The organism is Dyadobacter sp. CY356, from assembly GCF_021440195.1.
GTDB lineage: Bacteria > Bacteroidota > Bacteroidia > Cytophagales > Spirosomataceae > Dyadobacter.
Genome location: NZ_JAJTSZ010000002.1, coordinates 1,187,729 through 1,207,522, shown reverse-complemented (window position 1 = coordinate 1,207,522; position 19,794 = coordinate 1,187,729). Strand labels below are relative to the sequence as shown.

General features: G+C 39.8%; 18 protein-coding genes and 1 tRNA gene. 13 read left to right on the top strand and 6 right to left on the bottom strand.

All coding sequences use genetic code 11. The features are described 5' to 3' along the window. Positions 1-83: 83 nt before the first annotated feature. Positions 84-539, bottom strand: a complete 456-nt coding sequence (locus LXL81_RS11445) for an SRPBCC domain-containing protein (RefSeq protein WP_234646916.1) — start codon at positions 537-539, stop codon at positions 84-86. Between the two features lie 244 nt (positions 540-783). Here LXL81_RS11445 and LXL81_RS11440 point away from each other — a divergent pair, with 244 nt between their 5' ends. From LXL81_RS11440 to LXL81_RS11410, 7 genes are all read left to right on the top strand, one after another. Further along, positions 784-2,766, top strand: a complete 1,983-nt coding sequence (locus LXL81_RS11440; protein WP_234646915.1) for a maltotransferase domain-containing protein — start codon at positions 784-786, stop codon at positions 2,764-2,766. Positions 2,767-2,883: 117 nt separating this feature from the next. Further along, entirely contained in the window at positions 2,884-4,089 is a 1,206-nt protein-coding gene (locus LXL81_RS11435) for a dipeptidase (protein ID WP_234646914.1), read from the top strand. Positions 4,090-4,251: 162 nt separating this feature from the next. Beyond that, the gene (gene glgB, locus LXL81_RS11430) at positions 4,252-6,258 is read left to right on the top strand and encodes a 1,4-alpha-glucan branching protein GlgB (RefSeq protein ID WP_234646913.1); all 2,007 of its coding nucleotides are present in this window, start codon (positions 4,252-4,254) and stop codon (positions 6,256-6,258) included. Positions 6,259-6,426: 168 nt separating this feature from the next. Further along, positions 6,427-6,660, top strand: a complete 234-nt coding sequence (locus LXL81_RS11425; protein ID WP_234646912.1) for a hypothetical protein — start codon at positions 6,427-6,429, stop codon at positions 6,658-6,660. Between the two features lie 85 nt (positions 6,661-6,745). After that, on the top strand, positions 6,746-7,429 hold the full coding sequence (locus tag LXL81_RS11420) for a hypothetical protein (RefSeq protein WP_234646911.1): 684 nt from the start codon (positions 6,746-6,748) through the stop codon (positions 7,427-7,429). Between the two features lie 29 nt (positions 7,430-7,458). After that, on the top strand, positions 7,459-8,130 hold the full coding sequence (locus LXL81_RS11415; RefSeq protein ID WP_234646910.1) for an NUDIX domain-containing protein: 672 nt from the start codon (positions 7,459-7,461) through the stop codon (positions 8,128-8,130). Between the two features lie 109 nt (positions 8,131-8,239). After that, positions 8,240-8,311, top strand: a tRNA-Arg gene (locus LXL81_RS11410). A 207-nt stretch (positions 8,312-8,518) separates the two neighbouring features. On the opposite strand, the gene LXL81_RS11405 is transcribed toward LXL81_RS11410, so the two are convergent. Then, entirely contained in the window at positions 8,519-9,211 is a 693-nt protein-coding gene (locus LXL81_RS11405; RefSeq protein WP_234646909.1) for an aspartate/glutamate racemase family protein, read from the bottom strand. 365 nt (positions 9,212-9,576) lie between these two features. Between LXL81_RS11405 and LXL81_RS11400 the strand changes: the two genes are divergently transcribed. Continuing rightward, on the top strand, positions 9,577-10,683 hold the full coding sequence (locus LXL81_RS11400; RefSeq protein WP_234646908.1) for an adenylate/guanylate cyclase domain-containing protein: 1,107 nt from the start codon (positions 9,577-9,579) through the stop codon (positions 10,681-10,683). Positions 10,684-10,714: 31 nt separating this feature from the next. Here LXL81_RS11400 and LXL81_RS11395 read toward each other — a convergent pair whose 3' ends face one another. Next, positions 10,715-11,626 carry an AraC family transcriptional regulator gene (locus tag LXL81_RS11395; protein ID WP_234646907.1) on the bottom strand — a complete coding sequence of 304 codons (912 nt, stop codon included), beginning with the start codon at positions 11,624-11,626 and terminating at the stop codon, positions 10,715-10,717. 95 nt (positions 11,627-11,721) lie between these two features. Then, positions 11,722-12,591 (bottom strand): SDR family oxidoreductase, encoded by an 870-nt coding sequence (locus LXL81_RS11390; protein ID WP_234646906.1) that lies wholly within the window; start codon positions 12,589-12,591, stop codon positions 11,722-11,724. 367 nt (positions 12,592-12,958) lie between these two features. On the opposite strand from LXL81_RS11390, the gene LXL81_RS11385 reads away from it, so the two are divergent. The 5 genes from LXL81_RS11385 (at position 12,959) to LXL81_RS11365 (ending at position 17,810) form a co-directional block, all read left to right on the top strand. Further along, on the top strand, positions 12,959-13,930 hold the full coding sequence (locus LXL81_RS11385) for a bifunctional helix-turn-helix transcriptional regulator/GNAT family N-acetyltransferase (RefSeq protein ID WP_234646905.1): 972 nt from the start codon (positions 12,959-12,961) through the stop codon (positions 13,928-13,930). Between the two features lie 73 nt (positions 13,931-14,003). Then, complete coding sequence (locus LXL81_RS11380) at positions 14,004-14,741, top strand: helix-turn-helix domain-containing protein (protein ID WP_234646904.1); 738 nt, start codon at positions 14,004-14,006, stop codon at positions 14,739-14,741. Positions 14,742-14,895: 154 nt separating this feature from the next. Continuing rightward, the gene (locus tag LXL81_RS11375; protein ID WP_234646903.1) at positions 14,896-15,840 is read left to right on the top strand and encodes an NADP-dependent oxidoreductase; all 945 of its coding nucleotides are present in this window, start codon (positions 14,896-14,898) and stop codon (positions 15,838-15,840) included. A gap of 214 nt (positions 15,841-16,054) precedes the next feature. Beyond that, complete coding sequence (locus LXL81_RS11370; protein WP_234646902.1) at positions 16,055-16,948, top strand: NAD(P)H-binding protein; 894 nt, start codon at positions 16,055-16,057, stop codon at positions 16,946-16,948. 277 nt (positions 16,949-17,225) lie between these two features. Further along, positions 17,226-17,810 (top strand): DUF4142 domain-containing protein, encoded by a 585-nt coding sequence (locus tag LXL81_RS11365; protein WP_234646901.1) that lies wholly within the window; start codon positions 17,226-17,228, stop codon positions 17,808-17,810. A gap of 159 nt (positions 17,811-17,969) precedes the next feature. Here LXL81_RS11365 and LXL81_RS11360 read toward each other — a convergent pair whose 3' ends face one another. Together LXL81_RS11360 and LXL81_RS11355 are read right to left on the bottom strand one after the other, a co-directional pair. Then, positions 17,970-18,881 carry an AraC family transcriptional regulator gene (locus tag LXL81_RS11360; protein ID WP_234646900.1) on the bottom strand — a complete coding sequence of 304 codons (912 nt, stop codon included), beginning with the start codon at positions 18,879-18,881 and terminating at the stop codon, positions 17,970-17,972. Between the two features lie 13 nt (positions 18,882-18,894). Next, positions 18,895-19,701 carry an SDR family oxidoreductase gene (locus tag LXL81_RS11355; RefSeq protein ID WP_234646899.1) on the bottom strand — a complete coding sequence of 269 codons (807 nt, stop codon included), beginning with the start codon at positions 19,699-19,701 and terminating at the stop codon, positions 18,895-18,897. Positions 19,702-19,794: the final 93 nt, after the last annotated feature.

Here is a 19,794-nt window from a genome sequence, read left to right as displayed (position 1 = left end):
ATATTACTAAAATAATATTTCTTACATCTGGATTCTGACAGAATATATCCGAAAAGTCCTAGTTGGATTTTGATGAGTACAGATTATTGGTTTTCTTCCACTAATTTTTTGATCTCAACCAAAATCGGATTCCATCCTTCGCCGTTATTATAAGCTTCCTGATATCGTCTTTCTCCCTCAGCGACGGTGCTGTAATCGCCCTGTTCAACAGTTAAAACCGTTTGTCCGTCCAATTCTTCGAGCGAATAATTTACATTCAAATAATTTTCAGACACATCATCAATCGTTGAATTTGGATCGATGGTCGTGTAAATCAGCTGCTTCTCAGGTTCTATCTTAACAATGTTACCTTTCACAAAAACCATTTCCTGGCCTTCATAACTTCCTTTCCATAAAAGCGAACTCCCAACTTCCCAGTCCGAAACCGTTTCGCAGCCAAACATATAAACTTTGGTCTTTTCAGGATTTACCAGGGCATCCCAAACCTGTGAAGCGGGTGCATTGATCGTGATCACGCTTTTTACAACTAATGGTTCCATTTTCGATTTTTGTTAAACGGCAGAAATAATTTGAATGTCCCGAGGTGAATTCCTTTACTCAGCAAAGACTATCCGGCACAATATTTACCCGGATTTAAAAACAATGTGATATCCAAAATATATGAGGGCAGAAAATACATGTCTTATCACTAGAAACATGTCAAAACTTTCAAAAGATTCGGAATATTGATATTAAATTGTTAATATTTATAAATATTTTTAGTAAGAAATAATCGCTTTGTGAATGGATAATCAAATCGAAGATAGCAGTTCAAACCTGAGTCATCATTTTGTGATCATTGAAAATATCAGTCCCGAAAATGGCTTTGGTCAATATGCAACAAAGGCAATTTCCGGTGATTTTATTACCATTCAGGCTGATATTTTAACGCATGGAAATGCTGCACTGGCTGCCAGGATTTTTTATAAAAACAGAGGAGATAACTGGCAAAAAGCGTACATGAAACCTATCGGGAATGACCGGTGGGAAGGACAATTTCAGGTTTTAGAAACGGGGAGATATACATATAAAATCGCTTCCTGGGTAGATCCTGTTGCAACCTGGCAAACAGAGATTAATGGGCGCTTGCAAAAGTATCTTCCTATTGCTGACTTGATTCCGCAAGGTTTAAAGCTTTTGGAACAAATGTCAAAACTGGCTTCCAGAGATGATAAGGCACTGATGAAGGAAGCCTTACGGCTATTTAAAGATAAAAATCGTGAAGACGAAGCAGGGCAGCTTGCAGGGAGTTTTCGTTTTACAGAATGGCTGAACCGATATCCGGATGAACGTTTGTCGAGCGAAACAGTGGAGTTTTCATTGCTGGTCTATCGTAAAAAACTTGAATTCAGCGCCTGGTATACCATGTTCCCACGATCTGCTTCTGATGATTCCGGGAAACACGGCACGTTTGCGGATGTGGTGAAACGTTTGCCAAGAATTGCTGATCTGGGATTTGATGTTATCCACTTTCCACCGATTCATCCGATAGGTTTTCAAAATAAAAAAGGTAAAAACGGTGGTCAAAAGATTGAAGAATCGGATCCGGGATCACCATTTTCTATCGGAAATTTTAACGGAGGACACGAAGCTATTCATCCTGAACTGGGTAGTATAGTTGATTTTAAAAATCTAATTGTCGAAGCGGAAAAACTAGGCGTGGAAATTGCGATGGATCTTGCTTTAAAGTTTTCTGCCGATCATGCCTGGTTGGCTGAGTATCCTGAATGGTTTGATAAAAACGGTTCGGAACCATTTATGTCGTCGGGTCAGCTTATTTCCGTTCAACCTGATTTTTATAATATCACGATCAACGAAAGCAATGAAAAGGCGGTTGCGCAAGCTTTGGAGGAAATAATAGAATTATGGATTTCCCGGGGAATCAGAATTATCAGGGTCGTAGAGCCTGAAAGACATCCATATTACTTTTGGCAAAAATTAATACAAAATATCACGGGCCGGTTTCCAGATCTGATTTTCTATGCCGGAACTTTTAAGCCTCCAAAGGTTATGAACGTGCTTTCCAAATCGGGTTTTGCACTTTCAGATTCCTATTTTATGTGGAAAAATGGGAAATATGAGTTGGAACAATATATGAATGAGCTGGCATACTCAACTCAGAAGGATTTTTACAAAGCCATTTTCTGGACCAATACGCCCGATATCAATCCTTTTAATTTACAATCCGGCCACGAACCACAGCAACTGATCCGGTTTTTCCTTGCTGCTACATTGTCCGGCTGCTATGGTATTTACGGGCCGGTTTTTGAACAGTTGATTTATGAATCATTTCCGGGAAAAGAGGAATACTGGAATTCGGAAAAGTTTGAAATAAAACACTGGGACTGGGAAAAGGATACCAAGGTGCATTATCTGATCAAACTGATCAATAAAATAAGAAACGAAAATCCTGCTTTGCAAAAGACCAACAATGTCCATACCTGTTTCCTTGAAAATGATCAGATACTTGCGTTTTTAAAAAATGATTTTGCAGGTAATAAATTGTTGTGCGTTGTCAATCTGGATTCCTACCACCGGCAGTCGGGGATGGTACAGGTTCCGGTTCATATGATCAATAAAAACCATGATGAAAGATTCATAGCGCATGACCTCATTACAGATGCACGTTATGAGTGGATAGGCGAGTGGAATTATGTTGAATTGGATCCGCACATTTTACCATTCCATTTATTACGAATTGAGGATTATCATGGAGAAATCTATTAATGCTTTGGTCTAACTGTGAAATAGGCAAATAAGAATTGGGTTTTTATAGAAAAAAGGGTGAATTTGAAAACCGCAGAAAGAAACTGCGAAATTTTCACTCTTACTGGTTTATAATTTATGAAAAAGTTACTACTCTTACTTGCTCTCCCTTTACTGTCACAGGCGCAAACCGCTCCCGATGCTGTCAAAGAAAAAGCGGCCAAAATTCATGAAAAAGCACTGACGATTGATACACACGCCGATGTGCCGATCAACATGATGAAAGAAGGTTTTGATGTTTCGGTGGAGCATGATTATGCAAAAGACGGTTCTCAGATCGATTTTCCAAGGATGAAAAAAGGCGGCATGGACGGCATGTTTTTTGCGGTTTATTTGGGACAAGGAAAACGCAGTCCGGAAGCCAACGCCGAGGCAAAGAAAAAAGCACTGGCGATTTTTGACAAAATTCATGAAGCAGTAAAGCTGCATCCGGAAATGGCCGGAATTGCAACGACGCCAAAAGATGCTTACAGATTGCAGAAAGAGGGTAAGAGAGCCGTTTTTATCGGAATGGAAAATGGCTGGCCTGTTAATAATGATCTTGCAAACCTGAAATTATATTATGATCTGGGATTGCGTTATATCACGCTTTCTCACTCTGCCAACAACGATATCGCTGATTCCTCGACTGACCCGGATGGTCCTGAATGGAATGGTTTAAGTCCTTTCGGTGAGCAGGTTGTGAAAGAAATGAACCGTTTGGGAATGATGGTAGATATCTCCCACGTTTCGGATTCTACATTCTATGATGTGATAAAACTGACCAAAGTTCCCGTAATCGCTTCTCACTCTTCATGCCGCGCATTGTGTGATGTGCCGAGAAATATGACGGATGATATGATCAAGACGCTGGCAAAAAACGGTGGCGTGATCCAGATCAATTTTGTGCCCGGCTTTGTTAAAAAACCTTCGATGCAGCAGGAATTATCGATGAAAGCGATACGCCTTAAACTTCGTCAGACAGATTTGTCGCCGGAAGATAAAAAAGCGCTTTTTGAAGAAATGAAAGCAAATGCTAAAAAATATGAATCTGATATGCCAACAATTCAGGATGCGGTTAATCATATTGAACACGTGATCAAACTCACAAGCGTGGATCATGTTGGTATTGGTATGGATTTGGATGGTGGAGGAAAAGTGATCGGGCTGGACGATGTAAGTGATATCGGTGTGATTACCGAAGAGCTTGTTCGCCGCGGATATTCTGCAAAAGACATAGAAAAAATTTGGGGTGGAAATATTATGCGGGTTCTGGCTGCTGTTGAGAAAGGTAAGTCAATATAATGAAAGTACTTTGGCATTGGTTTTTTAGATGAGAAATGAAATAATAGATACATTTTAAGAAATAGTTTAATAAAATTGTAAATTGAAGCGATTACAGGTTCCAAAACAGTAACCAGTAAAACCGACACTCTCATCCGATTATTGTAAATTGTATATTAACCAATGACTAAGTCAACCATTAAAAACAAAAAGAATTCGTCCCAAGCGTCTTCGCAGGAACAGGACTTGGTTGCGGTGCCTAAGCGTGACTTGAAACCGGTGGAAACAATATCACGTTTTACCGACTTTGATATTCATCTTTTCAAGCAGGGAAAACATTTCAAGTTATATGAAAAACTGGGTTCCCATGTAATGGAGGTAGAAGGTGTAACGGGGACCTATTTCGCAGTTTGGGCCCCCAATGCATCTCATATTTCTGTCATAGGTAATTTTAATGGCTGGAACAGAGGTGAACACGGACTTTCAGCGCGTTGGGATAGTTCTGGGATATGGGAAGGCTGGATTCCAAATATTGGGGTAGGTGAAGTCTATAAATATCTGATTGTAACCAGCGATGGCGAACATTTGGAAAAGTCGGATCCTTTCGCTCTCTGGTGTGAAGTAGCACCCAGAACAGCCTCTATTGTCTGGGATACCTGGTATGAATGGGGTGATGCCGAATGGATGAAAATCCGGAAAGAAAAGAATAAACTAAATGCCCCGATTTCGGTGTATGAAGTACACCTGGGTTCATGGCAGCGCGATCCTTCCGATCCTGAACGATATTTGACCTATAAGGAAATTGCAGAAACACTGGTTCCTTATGTGAAAGAAATGGGCTTTACCCATGTGGAATTAATGCCTATAATGGAGCATCCTTATCCACCATCCTGGGGATACCAGATAACAGGATATTTTTCCTGTGCCTCTCGGATGGGAACTCCGCAGGAATTAATGTATCTGATAGATCGCCTGCATCAGGAAGGGATCGGGGTTTATATCGACTGGGTTCCTTCACACTTTCCCGGCGATGCTCACGGACTTTTCCGTTTTGATGGTACATCGCTTTATGAACATGAAGATCCAAGAAAAGGATATCATCCCGACTGGAAAAGCTACATTTTCAATTATGGCCGGAATGAAGTAAAATCATTTTTGATCAGTAATTCCATTTTCTGGATGGACCGGTATCATACGGATGGACTTCGTGTGGATGCGGTGGCTTCTATGCTTTATCTTGATTATTCAAGAAAACATAATGAATGGATTCCGAATGAATTTGGCGGAAGGGAAAATCTTGAAGCGATTGCCTTGCTGAGAGAAATGAACATTGCAGCTTATACCGAGTTTCCTGATATTCAAAGCATTGCTGAGGAGTCAACAGCGTTTCCAGGCGTTTCCCGTCCGGTTTTTGTAGGTGGACTTGGCTTTGGTATGAAATGGATGATGGGCTGGATGAACGATACTCTGAAGTATTTCGAAAAAGATCCGGCTTTCCGTAAATGGCACCAGGACCAGCTTTCATTCAGTCTTGTTTATGCTTTTACAGAAAACTTTATGCTTCCTTTCTCGCACGACGAGGTGGTATATGGTAAAAAGTCGCTGGTTAATAAAATGCCAGGTGACGAATGGCAGAAATTTGCAAATTTGAGATTAATGTTCGCCTATATGTTTACGCATCCGGGAACGAAGCTCATCTTTATGGGTTGTGAATTTGGTCAGACGTCCGAATGGAATTTTGAACAAAGTCTTGACTGGCATCTTCTAGACTTCGCTCCGCATAAGGGAATGAAAGAGTGTATGAAGGCACTTAACAGAATCTATAAATCAGAAATTGCATTATCAGAATATTCATTTTCAAGCGAAGGTTTTGAGTGGATTGATACGCAGGACCGTGAAAACTCGGTACTGATTTATGCCCGTAAAGCTTCGGATCCTGATCAAAACGTTGTAGTTGTTCTGAACCTTACGGCAGTACCAAGACCTAACTATAAAGTTGGTGTACTCTCTGCCGGAACATGGGAAGAAATTTTCAATTCTGATGACGTTTTATATTATGGTAGCGGTCAGTTGAACACGCAACCGGTGAATTCAGAAAATAGCTTATGGCATGGTAAGGAAAATTCAATTCACCTTAATTTGCCGCCGTTGGGTGCTGTAATTTTGAAGAAAACCCCAAAAGGGAGATGATTTGGAATAGTTTTTTGAAAATAAGTAAGAAGTATAAGGCGGAGACATCTCTGCCTTATTTTTTTAAGTTATATTTGGAAAAAGCGATTTGGGCATAAAAATTGCCATTTCTGAACGGAAAAATCCGGTACAGAGCTGATCATTGGAAATCAATTATTAAAAAATACCATGGATAAGGAAATCGAAAATGCGCTTTTGCTATTTCTAACTGCAACAGACAGAAACTTTATTGAATTCCCGACAGAAACACAGGATCTTTTTCAGGAGGCGACCGAATTGCTCAGAAAGCATGGATTGGTAACCGTTACTAAAATGGAAGATGAGGGATATAACATTACCGCCAGCCTCACTGAATCAGGTCTGGAACAGGTTCACATTTTGCGTGAAAAAAGAGGGGTTTAATGACCGGCAAATAAGGTAGAGCAAATTCCAAATTTGTTTTTTTGAACATTTATTTACCTTTACGTCAGCATAATAATTTTTAAAAATGAAAATCATTCGGTTAGCGGTAGTATTATTTTTACTAAGTACAGTTGCAAGTCACGCACAATATCCCTCCCGTGTCACATCTGGAGTGGATCTGGGAACGGGTTATTATGATAAGGCCTGGGCTCCATCCATTGGATATCATCAGGAATTAAGTGTCAATGGTTTTCCATGGTTTAACCTGACCTGGGGCGCTCGTACAGCCGGTTATTATACCGGGGAGAAAACGCTTACCCCGAAAACAAGTTTTTCTGGCGGGGATTCATTGAAATTTGGAAAATTGACTATGAACAGTTTGAGTATCCTTGCAGGAATAACACTTAAATTTGGTCAGTTTGATATAGGTGCCAATACGGATATCATTGGAATAGCCATAGGCGTGAAACGCAAAGGACTTTATACTAAGCCGACTTTCCCACAAGGAGAAGGATCGGATTATTACAACGCACTAATTCCAAGTTCTCCTAATTTCTTCAATGTATTACCCTTGGGAATGGATAAAAACAGTGGACAGTCCGAAATTTTCGTTCGTTACTGGATCACCAATAGAGTTGGCGTAAAAGCAGGTTATGTTCATGGTCGGACTACTTATAAAACGGATGTCAAGCTGGACAACAATCAAAACCGTTTTTCAACTACATACGACATGCCATACATTTCGGTCTGCTTCCCATTATATAATTAGTAATCAGCAGTTGACAGCGGAAAAGTAATATGGACGAAAAACTTGTTGATTCTCACAAATATAATCTGTGGAAAGGAAGGCTTGAAACAAGCGGTCTGGACGTGCACAGAGTAGACGAATTATATTCTCGCAGAAATGGCAAAGGAGAAGTGCTCTTCTCTCTTCTATACACAGACGCAACGACGCCAGAGGGAGATAAAATTCCACCAATCTGTTTTCTGAAAGGAGAAGTGGTGTGTGTGCTGATTTGTTTTGTTGAAATTGAAACCAGAGAAAAATACTTGTTATTGGTTCGTCAACGTAGAATTTGTGACGGGTCTTTGACTTATGAGCATCCGGCTGGAATGCTGGATAGTGAGCGTGATGCAGCTTCCGTAGCGGCCAGAGAAGTTTTTGAAGAAACAGGAATTCCGATTAAAAAAGAGGAATTGGTTGAATTGAATAAAGAACCATTCTTTCCCTCAACCGGTACCAGCGACGAGGCGATGTATCTTTTTTATAGTGAAATAGAATTGTCGGCCGAAGAAATTGCTCAGCATCATAACAAAACACAGGGACTGGTTTCTGATCACGAGCATATCACAACGCACGTTGTCCCCTTTGCGGAAGGGCATAAATTGATTACAAATACCAACGGTATCCTGCTGGATTTCATGTACTTGAAAGATGTGGGAGACTGGGATTTAATGAAAAGATTGTAAGCTTAGCAAGAGCCTCTCATTTTTATTTCCAATAATATTCTGTCAGTAATTGACAAGAAATCAAATTACGGGCTATATTTGCACCCCGTTACAGGCTTTAAGCCAAAGAGCACCCATAGTTCAATGGATAGAATTTCGGTTTCCGGTACCGACGATATGAGTTCGAATCTCGTTGGGTGCACTGAATGACATAACAAAAACAATCAAAACCCTGCAAATCAATGATTTACAGGGTTTTTGTTTTTTGAAAATGCGTCAAAATATAATATAATTCGCAATATGTTGGTGAGCAAATCGAGAGTCACGTACTTCGAAAATATTGACTCACCAGAATCGTGCTGCAAGCCCACATTTATTCAATTGAAAAGTGGATTGTGCTGACTTATCGTCATTTGGATAATGCAAAGTCAACCGCTGCCTTGGAATGAATTGCGATCGTGTCAAAAATTGGAATACTGCAATCAGTTTGATTAAGCAATATTGCAAATTCAGCGCTGCCGAATACTACTCCCTCTGCTCCGCGGCTTTTTAATTTGTCAATAATTTCGATGTATTTATTTTTTGTGACGTCCAGAAAAAGTCCTTTTGTTAATTCGTTAAAAATAGAAGCATGAATAAAATCTTTATCAGCTTCGTCAGGAATAATTGTGTCGATGCCCAACTGTGAGAGACGATCTTTAAAGAAAGGATGTTCCATTGTAAATTTTGTTCCAAGAAGCGCCACCTTATTAATTTTTTTGCCAACAATTTCCTTAGCTGTTTCGTCTGCACTATGCAGCAACGGAATTGTTATTTTTTGCTGAATGGGATCAGCAACAAGGTGAATCGTGTTGGCACACATCACGATACAGTCAGCTCCTGCATTTTCAAGCTGTATCGCAATATCTGATAACATCTTTTCAACTGCAACCCAGTCGCCTACGTTTTGGAGTACACTGAATTCTTCAAAATCCACAGAATAGAGAAGTAGTTTAGAAGAGTGAGCGTTGCCAAGTCGCTGATTTGTAAGCTGATTAAGCGTCTTATAATAAACGGATGTAGCATACCAGCTTAGCCCGCCAATTAGTCCTAATGTTTTCATTATTTATTATGTTTAAATCATATTGTTCTAATTATCAGACAAATATTTGGGCATTTTCTGTCGTGCTTTTGTCTGTTCAAAGTTCCCAGCCAATGTCGCTTTTGGTATGTAAAATATCTTTTAATTGGTGTACCCTAAAGAAACTTTTTTTGCCGCCTTTTAGCGGGAAAAGATATTCCGAAGTGTTCAGTAAGCATAGCGAGAAAATTGATGAGTGCTTTGCGATGCAATAATCCATATAATGCCTGATAATCCACTTGACAAAAATCAAGACATAGTAATAATTTACATCTTCACAGGTATTGTCTAGGTTTGTTTTAAAAATTTAAGGTTATTTTGAAAACCAGTTCACAATACATCAACTTATGCTGTCACCGAAAACCAAAAGAGATGTTGCCCGTGTCATTCCTTTTGGAGTATTGTGGTTTCTTTTTAGCCTGATTTATTGCATGCTGGAAAAAGGGATTCTTGGAGATATGGACCATTATCCATCTACTGGCAATCAGTACAACTTTGCAGCAAACCTTTTTGCAATTCCGGCTATGGGCCTGATGATGGGCCTGATTACCGGCATTCTTGAAATCGGTTATTTCAGTAAGTGGTTTATAAAAAAGAGCTTCGCCAGAAAGATCGTGTTTAAATCATTTCTTTACCTGATCATTACGATCATTTTTCTGGGTGTCACGTTGTTGATGAACGGACTGAATATGCATAGTGAGCACACTTTTAAAAACCTGGTATCACCAGTCCGGGCATTTTTTACTGACTACGCTGCGGTCGGTCTTATGCTATACATTGCTGCGCTCATTCTGATTACGCAATTTTATGCTGAATTTAGCCAGAGTATCGGACCAGGCACGTTGAATAATTTTTTCCTGGGAAAATACCATCATCCGGTGGAGGAGGAGCGAATATTTATGTTCCTGGATATGAAGTCCTCGACTACAATCGCGGAAAATCTTGGCCATGTCAAATACTTTGAAATGTTAAAAGAATATTTCTTCGACCTGTCAGTTGCTGTTATTGATTATGCGGGCACAATCTATCAATACGCCGGTGATGAGATGATCGTGAGCTGGAAACTGAAAGACGGGATAAGAAACAATAATTGTATTGAATGCTTCTTCGCTATGAAACGAGCACTTAATAAACAGGAGGAAAAATACAACAGTAACTTCGGCATCTTACCTGAGTTCAAAGCCGGGCTGCATTTTGGTATGGTGACTGCCGGGGAAATCGGATCGCTGAAAAAGGAAATCATTTTTACAGGCGACGTGCTTAACACTTCTGCCAGGATTCAGGGACTTTGCAATCATTTCGAAACCGATCTGCTGGTATCGGAGGACCTTGCTAAAATCCTTCGCCTTCCGGCCGCATTTGATGTAAAATCAGTTGGAGAGAACCTGCTGAAAGGCCGAAGCAAAAAAATGGAGATATTTTCCATTTCAGTATCAAATATCGGGCAAATTTAGGCAATCATCGTCGTGCACCTAATACGGTATATCATTTAAATGAATGCCTGAACGCTACGGGCGACAAATTAGTTTTGAGCCTGAATAGTTTACTAAAAGATTGCGGATGTTCAAATCCCAAACTATAAGCGATTTCATTTACAGTAAGGTCTGAACCAGCTAATTTTTCTTTGGCCAGCTCAATTACTCTGTCTTGTATAAACTGTTTGGTACTTTGTCCTGTTAGAGATTGCAATAATCTGCTAAGATAATTTGCAGAGATGTTCAACTTTTCAGCAACAAATTCAACGGTCGGAAGGCCCTTAAAATTTAATTGTTCCGCAAAATAATCTGTTAGCAAATCTTCCAGTTGTTGTAATGTAGAGTGATGTGCTTTTTTCCTCGTGATAAATTGTCGTTGATAAAAACGTTCGGAATATGTCAATAGTAACTCTATTTGGGCGACAATAACATTCTGGCTAAAATTGTCAATATTACTGTGATATTCTTGTTCTATCTTTTGAATGATTTCAATTACCAGGGTCTCTTCCTTCTCGGAGAGGTGTAAGGCTTCATTGACCTGGTATGAGAAATATTGATAAAGTTTTATTTTTTTTGAAAGTGAAGTATTCCATAAAAAATCGGGGTGAATCAGTAAAAGCCAACCGGAATGTTTCAGTTCCTCTTCGCTCGTTATTTCTACTGATAATACCTGTTTTGGTGCCATAAAGTGCATAACCCCTTCATCAAAGTCAAGTTTTTGCTGGCCATACCTCATTTTTGTGGTAACGTCCCTTTTTAGCGCAACAGAGTAGAAATTATGCACAATACTTGCCGGACATTTACCAGGACGCCGTTTGATATCCGCAAATTTTATTACGCTGATCAAAGGATGCAAAGGCTTAGGAAGCTCCATCAGCCTGTGGTATTCAGCGATTGTTGTTATATGGAATGGTGCAGTCATAATTTTTCTTTAACTGACAATTGAATATACGAAATATAAATGACTGCCGCTTCCATCAGAAGCATCTGGTTGATTACTTAATTTGTTTGCACAAGCTATAAACCAAATATTGTTTTAAGGCCTTCTTTTAAAGAAGCAGGCTTACGTCCCAAAACTGTCTCAAGGTCGTCATAAATATCCTGCTCCTGGTTATGTCTTATATCCGTTATAAAATCAATGATCTTTCGAATTGAAGCATTAGGAACATTTCTTTGTTGCATCATTTGTGTGAACGTATCATCGTCAATAGCATTGTAACTGACAAGGTTACCGGAGAGTTCGGAAAGGGCTGTGGCAATATCATAAAATGAATAGGCCTTATCTCCTGTAAAATTATAGATCTTGTTTTCACAATCTCCGGCAAGTAATACCTTCGCCATGGCTTCACCCATCTCACTTCTCAATGCAAAAGCAACTTTTCCGTTCCCGGCTGGTAGAAATATTCCTTTATCCAGGGCTGCCTTCCCGCCTATGAACTGAGGGATCGCATCCATGTACAATATGTTTCTGAAAAACGTATGGGCCAAACCGCTGGCTTTGATGTAGTCTTCGGTCTCAAAATGTTCATCCATTAATTTATTAACCAGGGAATTTCTGTCGTGCAAACAACGGCTTGTATATGCGATACTTTTTATGCCTGTTTTTTTGGCTGCATCAACGACGTTCTTGTGATCCTGCATACGGTCACCCTGATCACCGGAAGAAATTAACAAAACGACCTCAACATTTTCCATGGCTTTTTCCAGGGTTGTGACATCATCATAGCTGCCCAGAAAAGCGTGAAAGCCCTTAGCCTGAAACTCTTTTTGTTTTTCTGAGTTTCTGGTTAAAACTGAAATTTGTTTGCTTTGTATTTCAGTTAATAATTTGCTGATAACGGCGCTGCCCAGATGTCCCGTTGCTCCTGTTACAAATATTTTTTTCACTTTGTTTCAGTTTTTGTTTATACAAAGGTCGATTACAGTAATGGACTAAATGTGTTCAGATCTTTCTTTTTAGAAGTCAAATCTGACTTAGCATTACCTATTTACGGACCCTAGGCTTGCAGATTATCCGGTGGGAATATTTGGACTTCAATTTGATACTATCAATAAGGCTGGTAGTAGAGGAATAAAAATTAACGTGTTCTTGTCTACGATACTAGATAAAGTAAACTGCATCATTGCCTTGCATATTAAATAACTAAAAAAGGCATATTAAAGGTGCTGGTTTAAGGAGACAAAAATTTATTCCTCTTAAAATATATAACTTCGAAAAACGCATTATATATTTACGTAACTAATTACGTAATTGATGAATATTAATTTTTTTCAGACAGCGGGAATAAAAGCGTTAGGCAGCAGACTCAGAATGCTGACCGAAAAGGTTACCTACGATGCGGCGGACATTTATAATTTATACGGCATAGAGATGCAGCCAAAATGGTTTCCGGTTTTCTACGCCCTTTCTCATGGTGAAGAAAAAACTATTACAGGAATTGCCACTGAAATTGGACATTCTCATCCTTCGGTATCTAAAATTGTAAGCGAAATGATTAAAGCAGAGCTTATTGTAGAGAAAAAAGACGCTGCGGATGGAAGGCGCAACATGGTGAGCCTTTCGGAAAGAGGAACTAGCTATACAGAGAAAATCCAGGATCAATACACAGATCTTGAACATGCTATCGAGGCAATTAATTTGCAGGCAACACATGACTTATGGAAAGCGATCGAAGAATGGGAATTTCTGCTCGAACAGAAGTCACTGCTGCGCAGAGTGAGCGAGGAGAAAAAAAGCCGGGAAAGTGTAGATGTTAAAATTGTAAAATATGAACCCGAATATGCTGCGGCATTTAAGTCCCTGAATCAAGAATGGATCTCTGCTTATTTCGAGATGGAAGAGGCAGACTATAAGTCTTTAGATGATCCGGAAGGATATATTTTAAAGAAAGGCGGCCATATTTTGGTCGCACTATATCACGGTAAACCAGTCGGTGTTTGTGCTTTGATTAAAATGGAAAACAGCGAATACGATTTTGAACTTGCCAAGATGGCCGTATCTCCTCTGGCACAAGGCAGGAATATAGGCTGGTTGCTGGGGCAATCGGCACTTGATTGTGCCAGCAGGCAAGGTGCCAAAAAGATATATCTTGAAAGTAACACCATCCTGAAACCTGCTATTAATCTTTATCATAAACTAGGATTTGAAAAAGTTGCAGGTCATATGACGCCCTATAAAAGGTGCAACATCCAGATGGCTTGTGATATTAGCAAAAAGAATAGATGATATAATAATACCGTTAAAACAGATCGTTCGGGATGTATGAAAATAAGATATCCATTGTCAAACTCAAGGTTCTATGATTAAACAGACCAGTAACCCGTTCATTCTTGCACTCAAAGCCCGTAATCTCACCGTAGAAATCCATCAGCATTCTGCATATCAAATCGTTTTATCGAACGATACTCCATTTAATTCAACGATTAGCGGGATTTTTTATGAACGAATCCACGGTTTTCTGATTAAACCTCATGTCCCACATTTTTGCATTGCAGAAAATGGAACATTAAATGTTTTGAATATAGAACCTTACTCACATATTGGTTTAGAACTGGCGGGCAGATTTAAAGAAGATCAAAATTATATCGTTTTTAATTCTCCTCACGAAACAAATTCCTTCTTTCAGACACAAAATGATAGTTTGGATGTAAATATGGTAGTTGATGCGATGCTGTCCAGGTTACCTTCGATAGATTATGATGCCAGGGTTACAAGAATCGTTGAATATATAAAAGGTAATTATTTTGAACAGAACATAACTCCGCAAACATTTGCTGATATTGTTTTTCTTTCTCCATCCCGCTTGGCCTCACTCTTTAAAAAGCAAACCGGAAGCAGCTTATCCAAATACTTATTATGGACGCGGTTGCGTCAGGCCATCTATCTTATACTTTCTGACAAAGACAGAAGCCTTACTGACATTGCCTACGATACCGGATTTTACGACCTCCCACAGTTCAATAAGTATATGTATGAAATGTTCGGAATGCCTCCCAAGGCCTTAAAACACAATAGTGATCTGATTGACATTTATTAACATCGCATCACCTGTAAGTTTTAATTTTTTCTTACTGATTTGGTATACGCTAGCCAGGTCAACTTTGCTTTTAGAAGAACAGTGATCTGATACAAGTTTGATCATGTCCTTGGGTGCAACTTTGTGATATCATTTTAACAAAAAAAATAATATCATGAAATCCATCGTATATCAAAAGTTCGGCACCACGGACGTATTGCAAATCGTTGAAGAGCCAAAACCTACTATTAAAGCAGATCAGGTATTGGTAAAAGTGAAAGTTTTCTCTGTCAATCCAATGGACTGGAAAATCAGAAAGGGAGAAATGACACTGATGTCGGGCTCTAAATTTCCAAAACACACCGGCACTGATTTCGCCGGCATCGTTGAAGAAATCGGGACTTCTGTCAGTGGTTTTAAAATAGGCGATGAGGTCTTTGGCATAGTAAAAAATATGATGAAAGAAGGCGTTTCAGCCGAATATGTCGCTGTGCCGTCTTCCTTGATTTGGAAAAAGCCATTTAATATCAGCTTTGCTCAGGCTGCTTCTATCCCCGTAGTTGGTACGGCAGCGGTGAGCGCGTTAGAAAAAATGGGTAGCATCAACGCGCAAACCAGCATCCTGGTAAATGGAGCCAGCGGCGGTTTTGGTATGTTTTTACTTCAATTATTAAAACAAAGAAATGCCAATGTAACAGCCGTTACAAGCAGCAAGGGAATTGAACCGGCAAAAAAATGGGGAGCCAATTCCGTGATAGACTACACGAGAGAAGATGTGCTTTCTCACAAAGCCACCTACGATGTCGTCATCGATTTATCAGGTAAAATGGGTTATAAAGTTGCCAGACAAATCATGAAACCCAGGTCCATCTTTTTAAACCCAACACCAAGGCCAATTGAAATTCCCGTATCATTTTTTAAAAATTTGTTTACGGCCAAAAAGCATATTGTAATAATTTCCAGTCCCTCGGCTAAATACACAGATATATTGCTGAATGCCATCGAAAACGGGATAGAGATTGAAATCAATAAAGTTTTTCCATTTGCTCAATACAGAGAAGCTTATCAATATGCTGAGCGAGGTGGCTACATCGGAAAAGTTGCCGTAGAAATAAACTAAGGAGAGATTTTGACCTATTTGAGAAGTGGCCTGCAAAAACATTTTGACTTGAAAAGACCTTGCGGCTAAAATTTCATCAGGCCGGGAATCGCAGATCTTTTTTCCAAATTCTTTCAATTGACTGACCATCAAAATAAGAACAGTGATTTGATACAAGTTTAAATTTTTTGATCACAACATCTTTGCATAGTAATTAATCAAACACAAAAAGAATATGAAAACGAAAATAGTAGTTCTCGGAGCCACAGGAACAGTGGGAAGTAAGATTTCAGAAATCCTTTTAAATCAGGGGCATCAGGTAACATTGATCGCAAGGCACACTGAAAAACTGGAAAAATACCGAAGTCTGGGTGCGGAAATCATTGCAGGGGATATTATTGATATTCAGACGCTGACCAGTGCTTTTGAAAATGCGGATAGTGCATTCGTATTATTACCTGACAATGTAAAAGCTGAAAATACAAGAGCTTACCAGAGACAGGTTACCAGCATCCTGATTGAAGCCATCGGGAAGTCGGGCATCAAATATATAGTCAATATGAGCAGTGTCGGGTCTCACATGCATGAGGGTAATGGTATGATGGCAGGAACCGGTGAGCAGGAAGTCAGATTAAATCAATTGAACAATGTAAACGTATTGCACGTCCGGTCTGCCTATTTTATGGAAAACTTTTTAAGGACCATCGGTATGGTGAAAAAAATGGGGTTCAACGCCACAGCAGCAGATGGAGACCATGCCATACCGATGGTAGCCACGTATGATGTCGCAAAAATTGCTGCCGGGTATTTGGCAAATCTCGATTTCGAAGGTAAAAGTGTCCTTGCCATAATGGGTCCGGAGGACTATACATATAAAGAATTTACCACCATTATTGGGACCGCTATCGGTAATCCGGAACTAACGTATGTGCAATTACCGGTAGAGCAGGTGAAGCAGGCCTTTTTAGGTAACGGGTTTTCAGAAGATTTTGCAGACAATCTGATTGAAATGGGAACAGCCATTAAAACCGGATTTATGAATTATCAAAAAAGAGATGATTCTAATACCACGCTTACAACAGCAGAAGATTTTGTCAGGAACGTTTACCTGCCGCTCTACAACATGTAATAATAAAACTGGCTGTTCACAAAATAATATTTCATGTTTATCCTGGTCTGAAAGTGACTGTCGGAATTTAGTAGAATGTCAGGCACATACTGTATTTCTTACAATTTCAAATCATCTGATAAGCCTCAGACTGAGCGGTTATTTCTGCGGACGAGCGAGTCTCAGGATGAGCTTTGCTTGTTTATGTTAATATCGATGGTATGCTTTTTTTATAGTTGGGGATATACCGGTTTAGCCGGCGTATTGAATTTATCACCACTTAAACAATTATTTACCAATGAGAATTGCATCAACATTTTTGACACTGGCAACCGTAGCAATGTTATCGGGCTGCGGGTCCAAACAAACGGAAACAAAAGATACAACTGAGTTTGCCGACAGTACTAATGAAGCTACCGCTAAAAACACTGGTGCAGACTCAACATCAACCGACCTGGAAGATGACGCTGAGTTTGCCGTCGAGGCTGCGAATGGTGGAATGGCAGAGGTTGCGTTAAGTAAAATAGCAGTAGAAAAAGCTACCGATCCGAAAGTAAAAGATTTTGCTAAACAAATGATTAAAGATCACTCAAAGGCAAATGAAGAACTGAAAACACTGGCTAGTAGTAAAAATATTACCCTGCCTTCGGCGCCAAATGAAGAAAAGCAAAAGGAAGCTGCGGATCTTGGCGGGAAAAGTGGAAGTGATTTTGACAAAGCTTACATATCGCAGATGAATAAAGATCACGAAAAAACCGTGAAACTTTTTGAGGATGCGCAGAAAGATTTGAAAGACGCAGAGTTGAAGGCTTTTATAGAAAAGACACTACCAGTAATCAAAGCGCATGCTGAACATGTAAAAAGTCTGGAAAAGACTAAATAGTTTATATTAGGTGCTTTTAAGGCTGGCGGTCACAGGTTGTGGTCGCCAGCTTTTTTTGTTCATCAAGCTTTGCACGTTGAATAAGGTTACATCCTGATACTGCTGTCACGGTCATTTTCATAAATCTTAGACTTGAATGTAGATACGGATTTTAATTTTCTAGTTAAAGTCCGCCCTGAATTGCAATGGTGTCTGAAGGGTTTTGGTTTTAAAAAGCTTGCTAAACGATTGGGGATATTCGAAACCTAGTTCATAAGCAATTTCGCTGACTGAAATGTGCGTGGTCGATAATCTGTCCTTTGCGCGCTCGATCAGTTTTTCATGGATCAATTGTTGCGTGGTGCTGCCGGTAAGTTGTTTCAGACAATCGCTAACATACTTGGAAGATAAATGTAATGCATCGGCCAGGTACTGCGCCGTGGGCAAACCTTTTTTAAGTTGGTCGGATTCAAAGTAACTGTCGAGCAGTTTCTCAACCTTGTCCAGCAGCTCGCTGCCTTCACTTTTACGTGTGATAAACTGCCTGCCGTAATAACGGTCACAATGGGTCAAAAGCAATTCAATATTAGCAATCCATACTTGCTGACTAAAATTGTCAATCGGCAGCAACGACTCTTTTTGCAACTGGTGAAAAATGTTTTTCATCGTCTCCTGTTCATCTTCCGAGAGAATGAGCGCCTCGTTGACGGCATAGTCAAAATAACCGTATGATTTGATTTTGTTACATAACGGAGAAGCTCTTAAAAAATCCGGATGGATCGATAGCATCCAGCCTGCTTTGGCAAAGGCGAAGTCCTTATCTATAAAGCTTACCTGCCTTGGTGCAAAGCAGGACATTACACCTTCGTCAAAGTCAAATATACTCTGACCGTATTGAATTTTGCAGGGGCAATCTGTTTTCAAGGTCACCTGGTAAAAATCATTGATAAGCCTTGTCCGCTGTTCAATTTTAATAGGTGGGAAATCTTCAAATCTGATCAGGCTGACCAACGGATGCTTTGGCTTGGGAAGCTGCAATAGCTGGTGCAGCTGGGTAATCGATTGAATCTGAACCGTCGTTGTAGTTTCCATATAACAAAGTTAACTATAACTGACCTGATTTTTTCCTGTATGATTTGGCCATGAACCGGGTAATCATTGTATTTGGTAATAAAGCGGCTAACCGGGCACCAAAGCGGTTCCTGCTTCCGGATACATGAAAATGTTTTTTTGCGTACAGTGCTTCTAATAATTCATCAGCCACCTCTTCTGGTGTTTGTGTGGAAGAAGTCTTGTAGTCGGAACTGAGTCCGACGCCTTTTTCATTATTGATCCCAGCTGATTCATTAAAATTGGTTTTAGTCAATCCGGGGGCAAACAGCATAATGTGAATATTGTATGGTTTATATTCCTCGGTCAAAGCCTGGGTAAACGAACGCACAAATGCCTTGCTGGCCGCATAGGTCGCCATGTAAGGCACAGGTATAAACGAGGCCAGTGAGGCAACATTGATGATCGTTCCACTTTTTCGTTCCAACATGGGTTGTAAAAAAAGATGGGTCATCGCCACTAAGGAGGCATTATTCAGTTGAAGTAATTCCAGTTCGGATTGCAAAGATAACGCTCCAAATTCACCACCTGAGCCGATGCCTGCATTATTCACCAATGTTTCGATTTTCCAACCCTGCTTTTGTATCTCCTGGAATATTACAGTGGCAGCATTTGGTTTGGATAAATCAGATGCTATGAATTCAACTTGTACTTTATATTGATCCTCTAATTGTTTGCTGATTTCAGCGAGTTTTTCTGCGTTGCGTGCTACCAACACCAGGTTGTGTTTTCTTGCCGCAAGCTTTCTGACCAGGGCTTCACCAATTCCGCCAGAGGCTCCCGTTACTAAGGTATATGTCATTTTCTTGCATTAGTTTGTTTATGCAAAAAACGATATATATCCGCTATTCACTTGTAATCAAAAGTCGGTACGTTGTGTTCAATTGTCGGGATA

Excerpts from the sequence above, each read along its gene's own strand:
- LXL81_RS11445 (WP_234646916.1), bottom strand. The coding sequence starts at position 539 with ATGGAACCATTAGTTGTAAAAAGCGTGATCACGATCAATGCACCCGCT.
- LXL81_RS11440 (WP_234646915.1), top strand. The coding sequence starts at position 784 with ATGGATAATCAAATCGAAGATAGCAGTTCAAACCTGAGTCATCATTTT.
- LXL81_RS11435 (WP_234646914.1), top strand. The coding sequence starts at position 2,884 with ATGAAAAAGTTACTACTCTTACTTGCTCTCCCTTTACTGTCACAGGCG.
- glgB (WP_234646913.1), top strand. The coding sequence starts at position 4,252 with ATGACTAAGTCAACCATTAAAAACAAAAAGAATTCGTCCCAAGCGTCT.
- LXL81_RS11425 (WP_234646912.1), top strand. The coding sequence starts at position 6,427 with ATGGATAAGGAAATCGAAAATGCGCTTTTGCTATTTCTAACTGCAACA.
- LXL81_RS11420 (WP_234646911.1), top strand. The coding sequence starts at position 6,746 with ATGAAAATCATTCGGTTAGCGGTAGTATTATTTTTACTAAGTACAGTT.
- LXL81_RS11415 (WP_234646910.1), top strand. The coding sequence starts at position 7,459 with ATGGACGAAAAACTTGTTGATTCTCACAAATATAATCTGTGGAAAGGA.
- LXL81_RS11405 (WP_234646909.1), bottom strand. The coding sequence starts at position 9,211 with ATGAAAACATTAGGACTAATTGGCGGGCTAAGCTGGTATGCTACATCC.
- LXL81_RS11400 (WP_234646908.1), top strand. The coding sequence starts at position 9,577 with ATGCTGTCACCGAAAACCAAAAGAGATGTTGCCCGTGTCATTCCTTTT.
- LXL81_RS11395 (WP_234646907.1), bottom strand. The coding sequence starts at position 11,626 with ATGACTGCACCATTCCATATAACAACAATCGCTGAATACCACAGGCTG.
- LXL81_RS11385 (WP_234646905.1), top strand. The coding sequence starts at position 12,959 with ATGAATATTAATTTTTTTCAGACAGCGGGAATAAAAGCGTTAGGCAGC.
- LXL81_RS11380 (WP_234646904.1), top strand. The coding sequence starts at position 14,004 with ATGATTAAACAGACCAGTAACCCGTTCATTCTTGCACTCAAAGCCCGT.
- LXL81_RS11375 (WP_234646903.1), top strand. The coding sequence starts at position 14,896 with ATGAAATCCATCGTATATCAAAAGTTCGGCACCACGGACGTATTGCAA.
- LXL81_RS11370 (WP_234646902.1), top strand. The coding sequence starts at position 16,055 with ATGAAAACGAAAATAGTAGTTCTCGGAGCCACAGGAACAGTGGGAAGT.
- LXL81_RS11365 (WP_234646901.1), top strand. The coding sequence starts at position 17,226 with ATGAGAATTGCATCAACATTTTTGACACTGGCAACCGTAGCAATGTTA.
- LXL81_RS11360 (WP_234646900.1), bottom strand. The coding sequence starts at position 18,881 with ATGGAAACTACAACGACGGTTCAGATTCAATCGATTACCCAGCTGCAC.
- LXL81_RS11355 (WP_234646899.1), bottom strand. The coding sequence starts at position 19,701 with ATGACATATACCTTAGTAACGGGAGCCTCTGGCGGAATTGGTGAAGCC.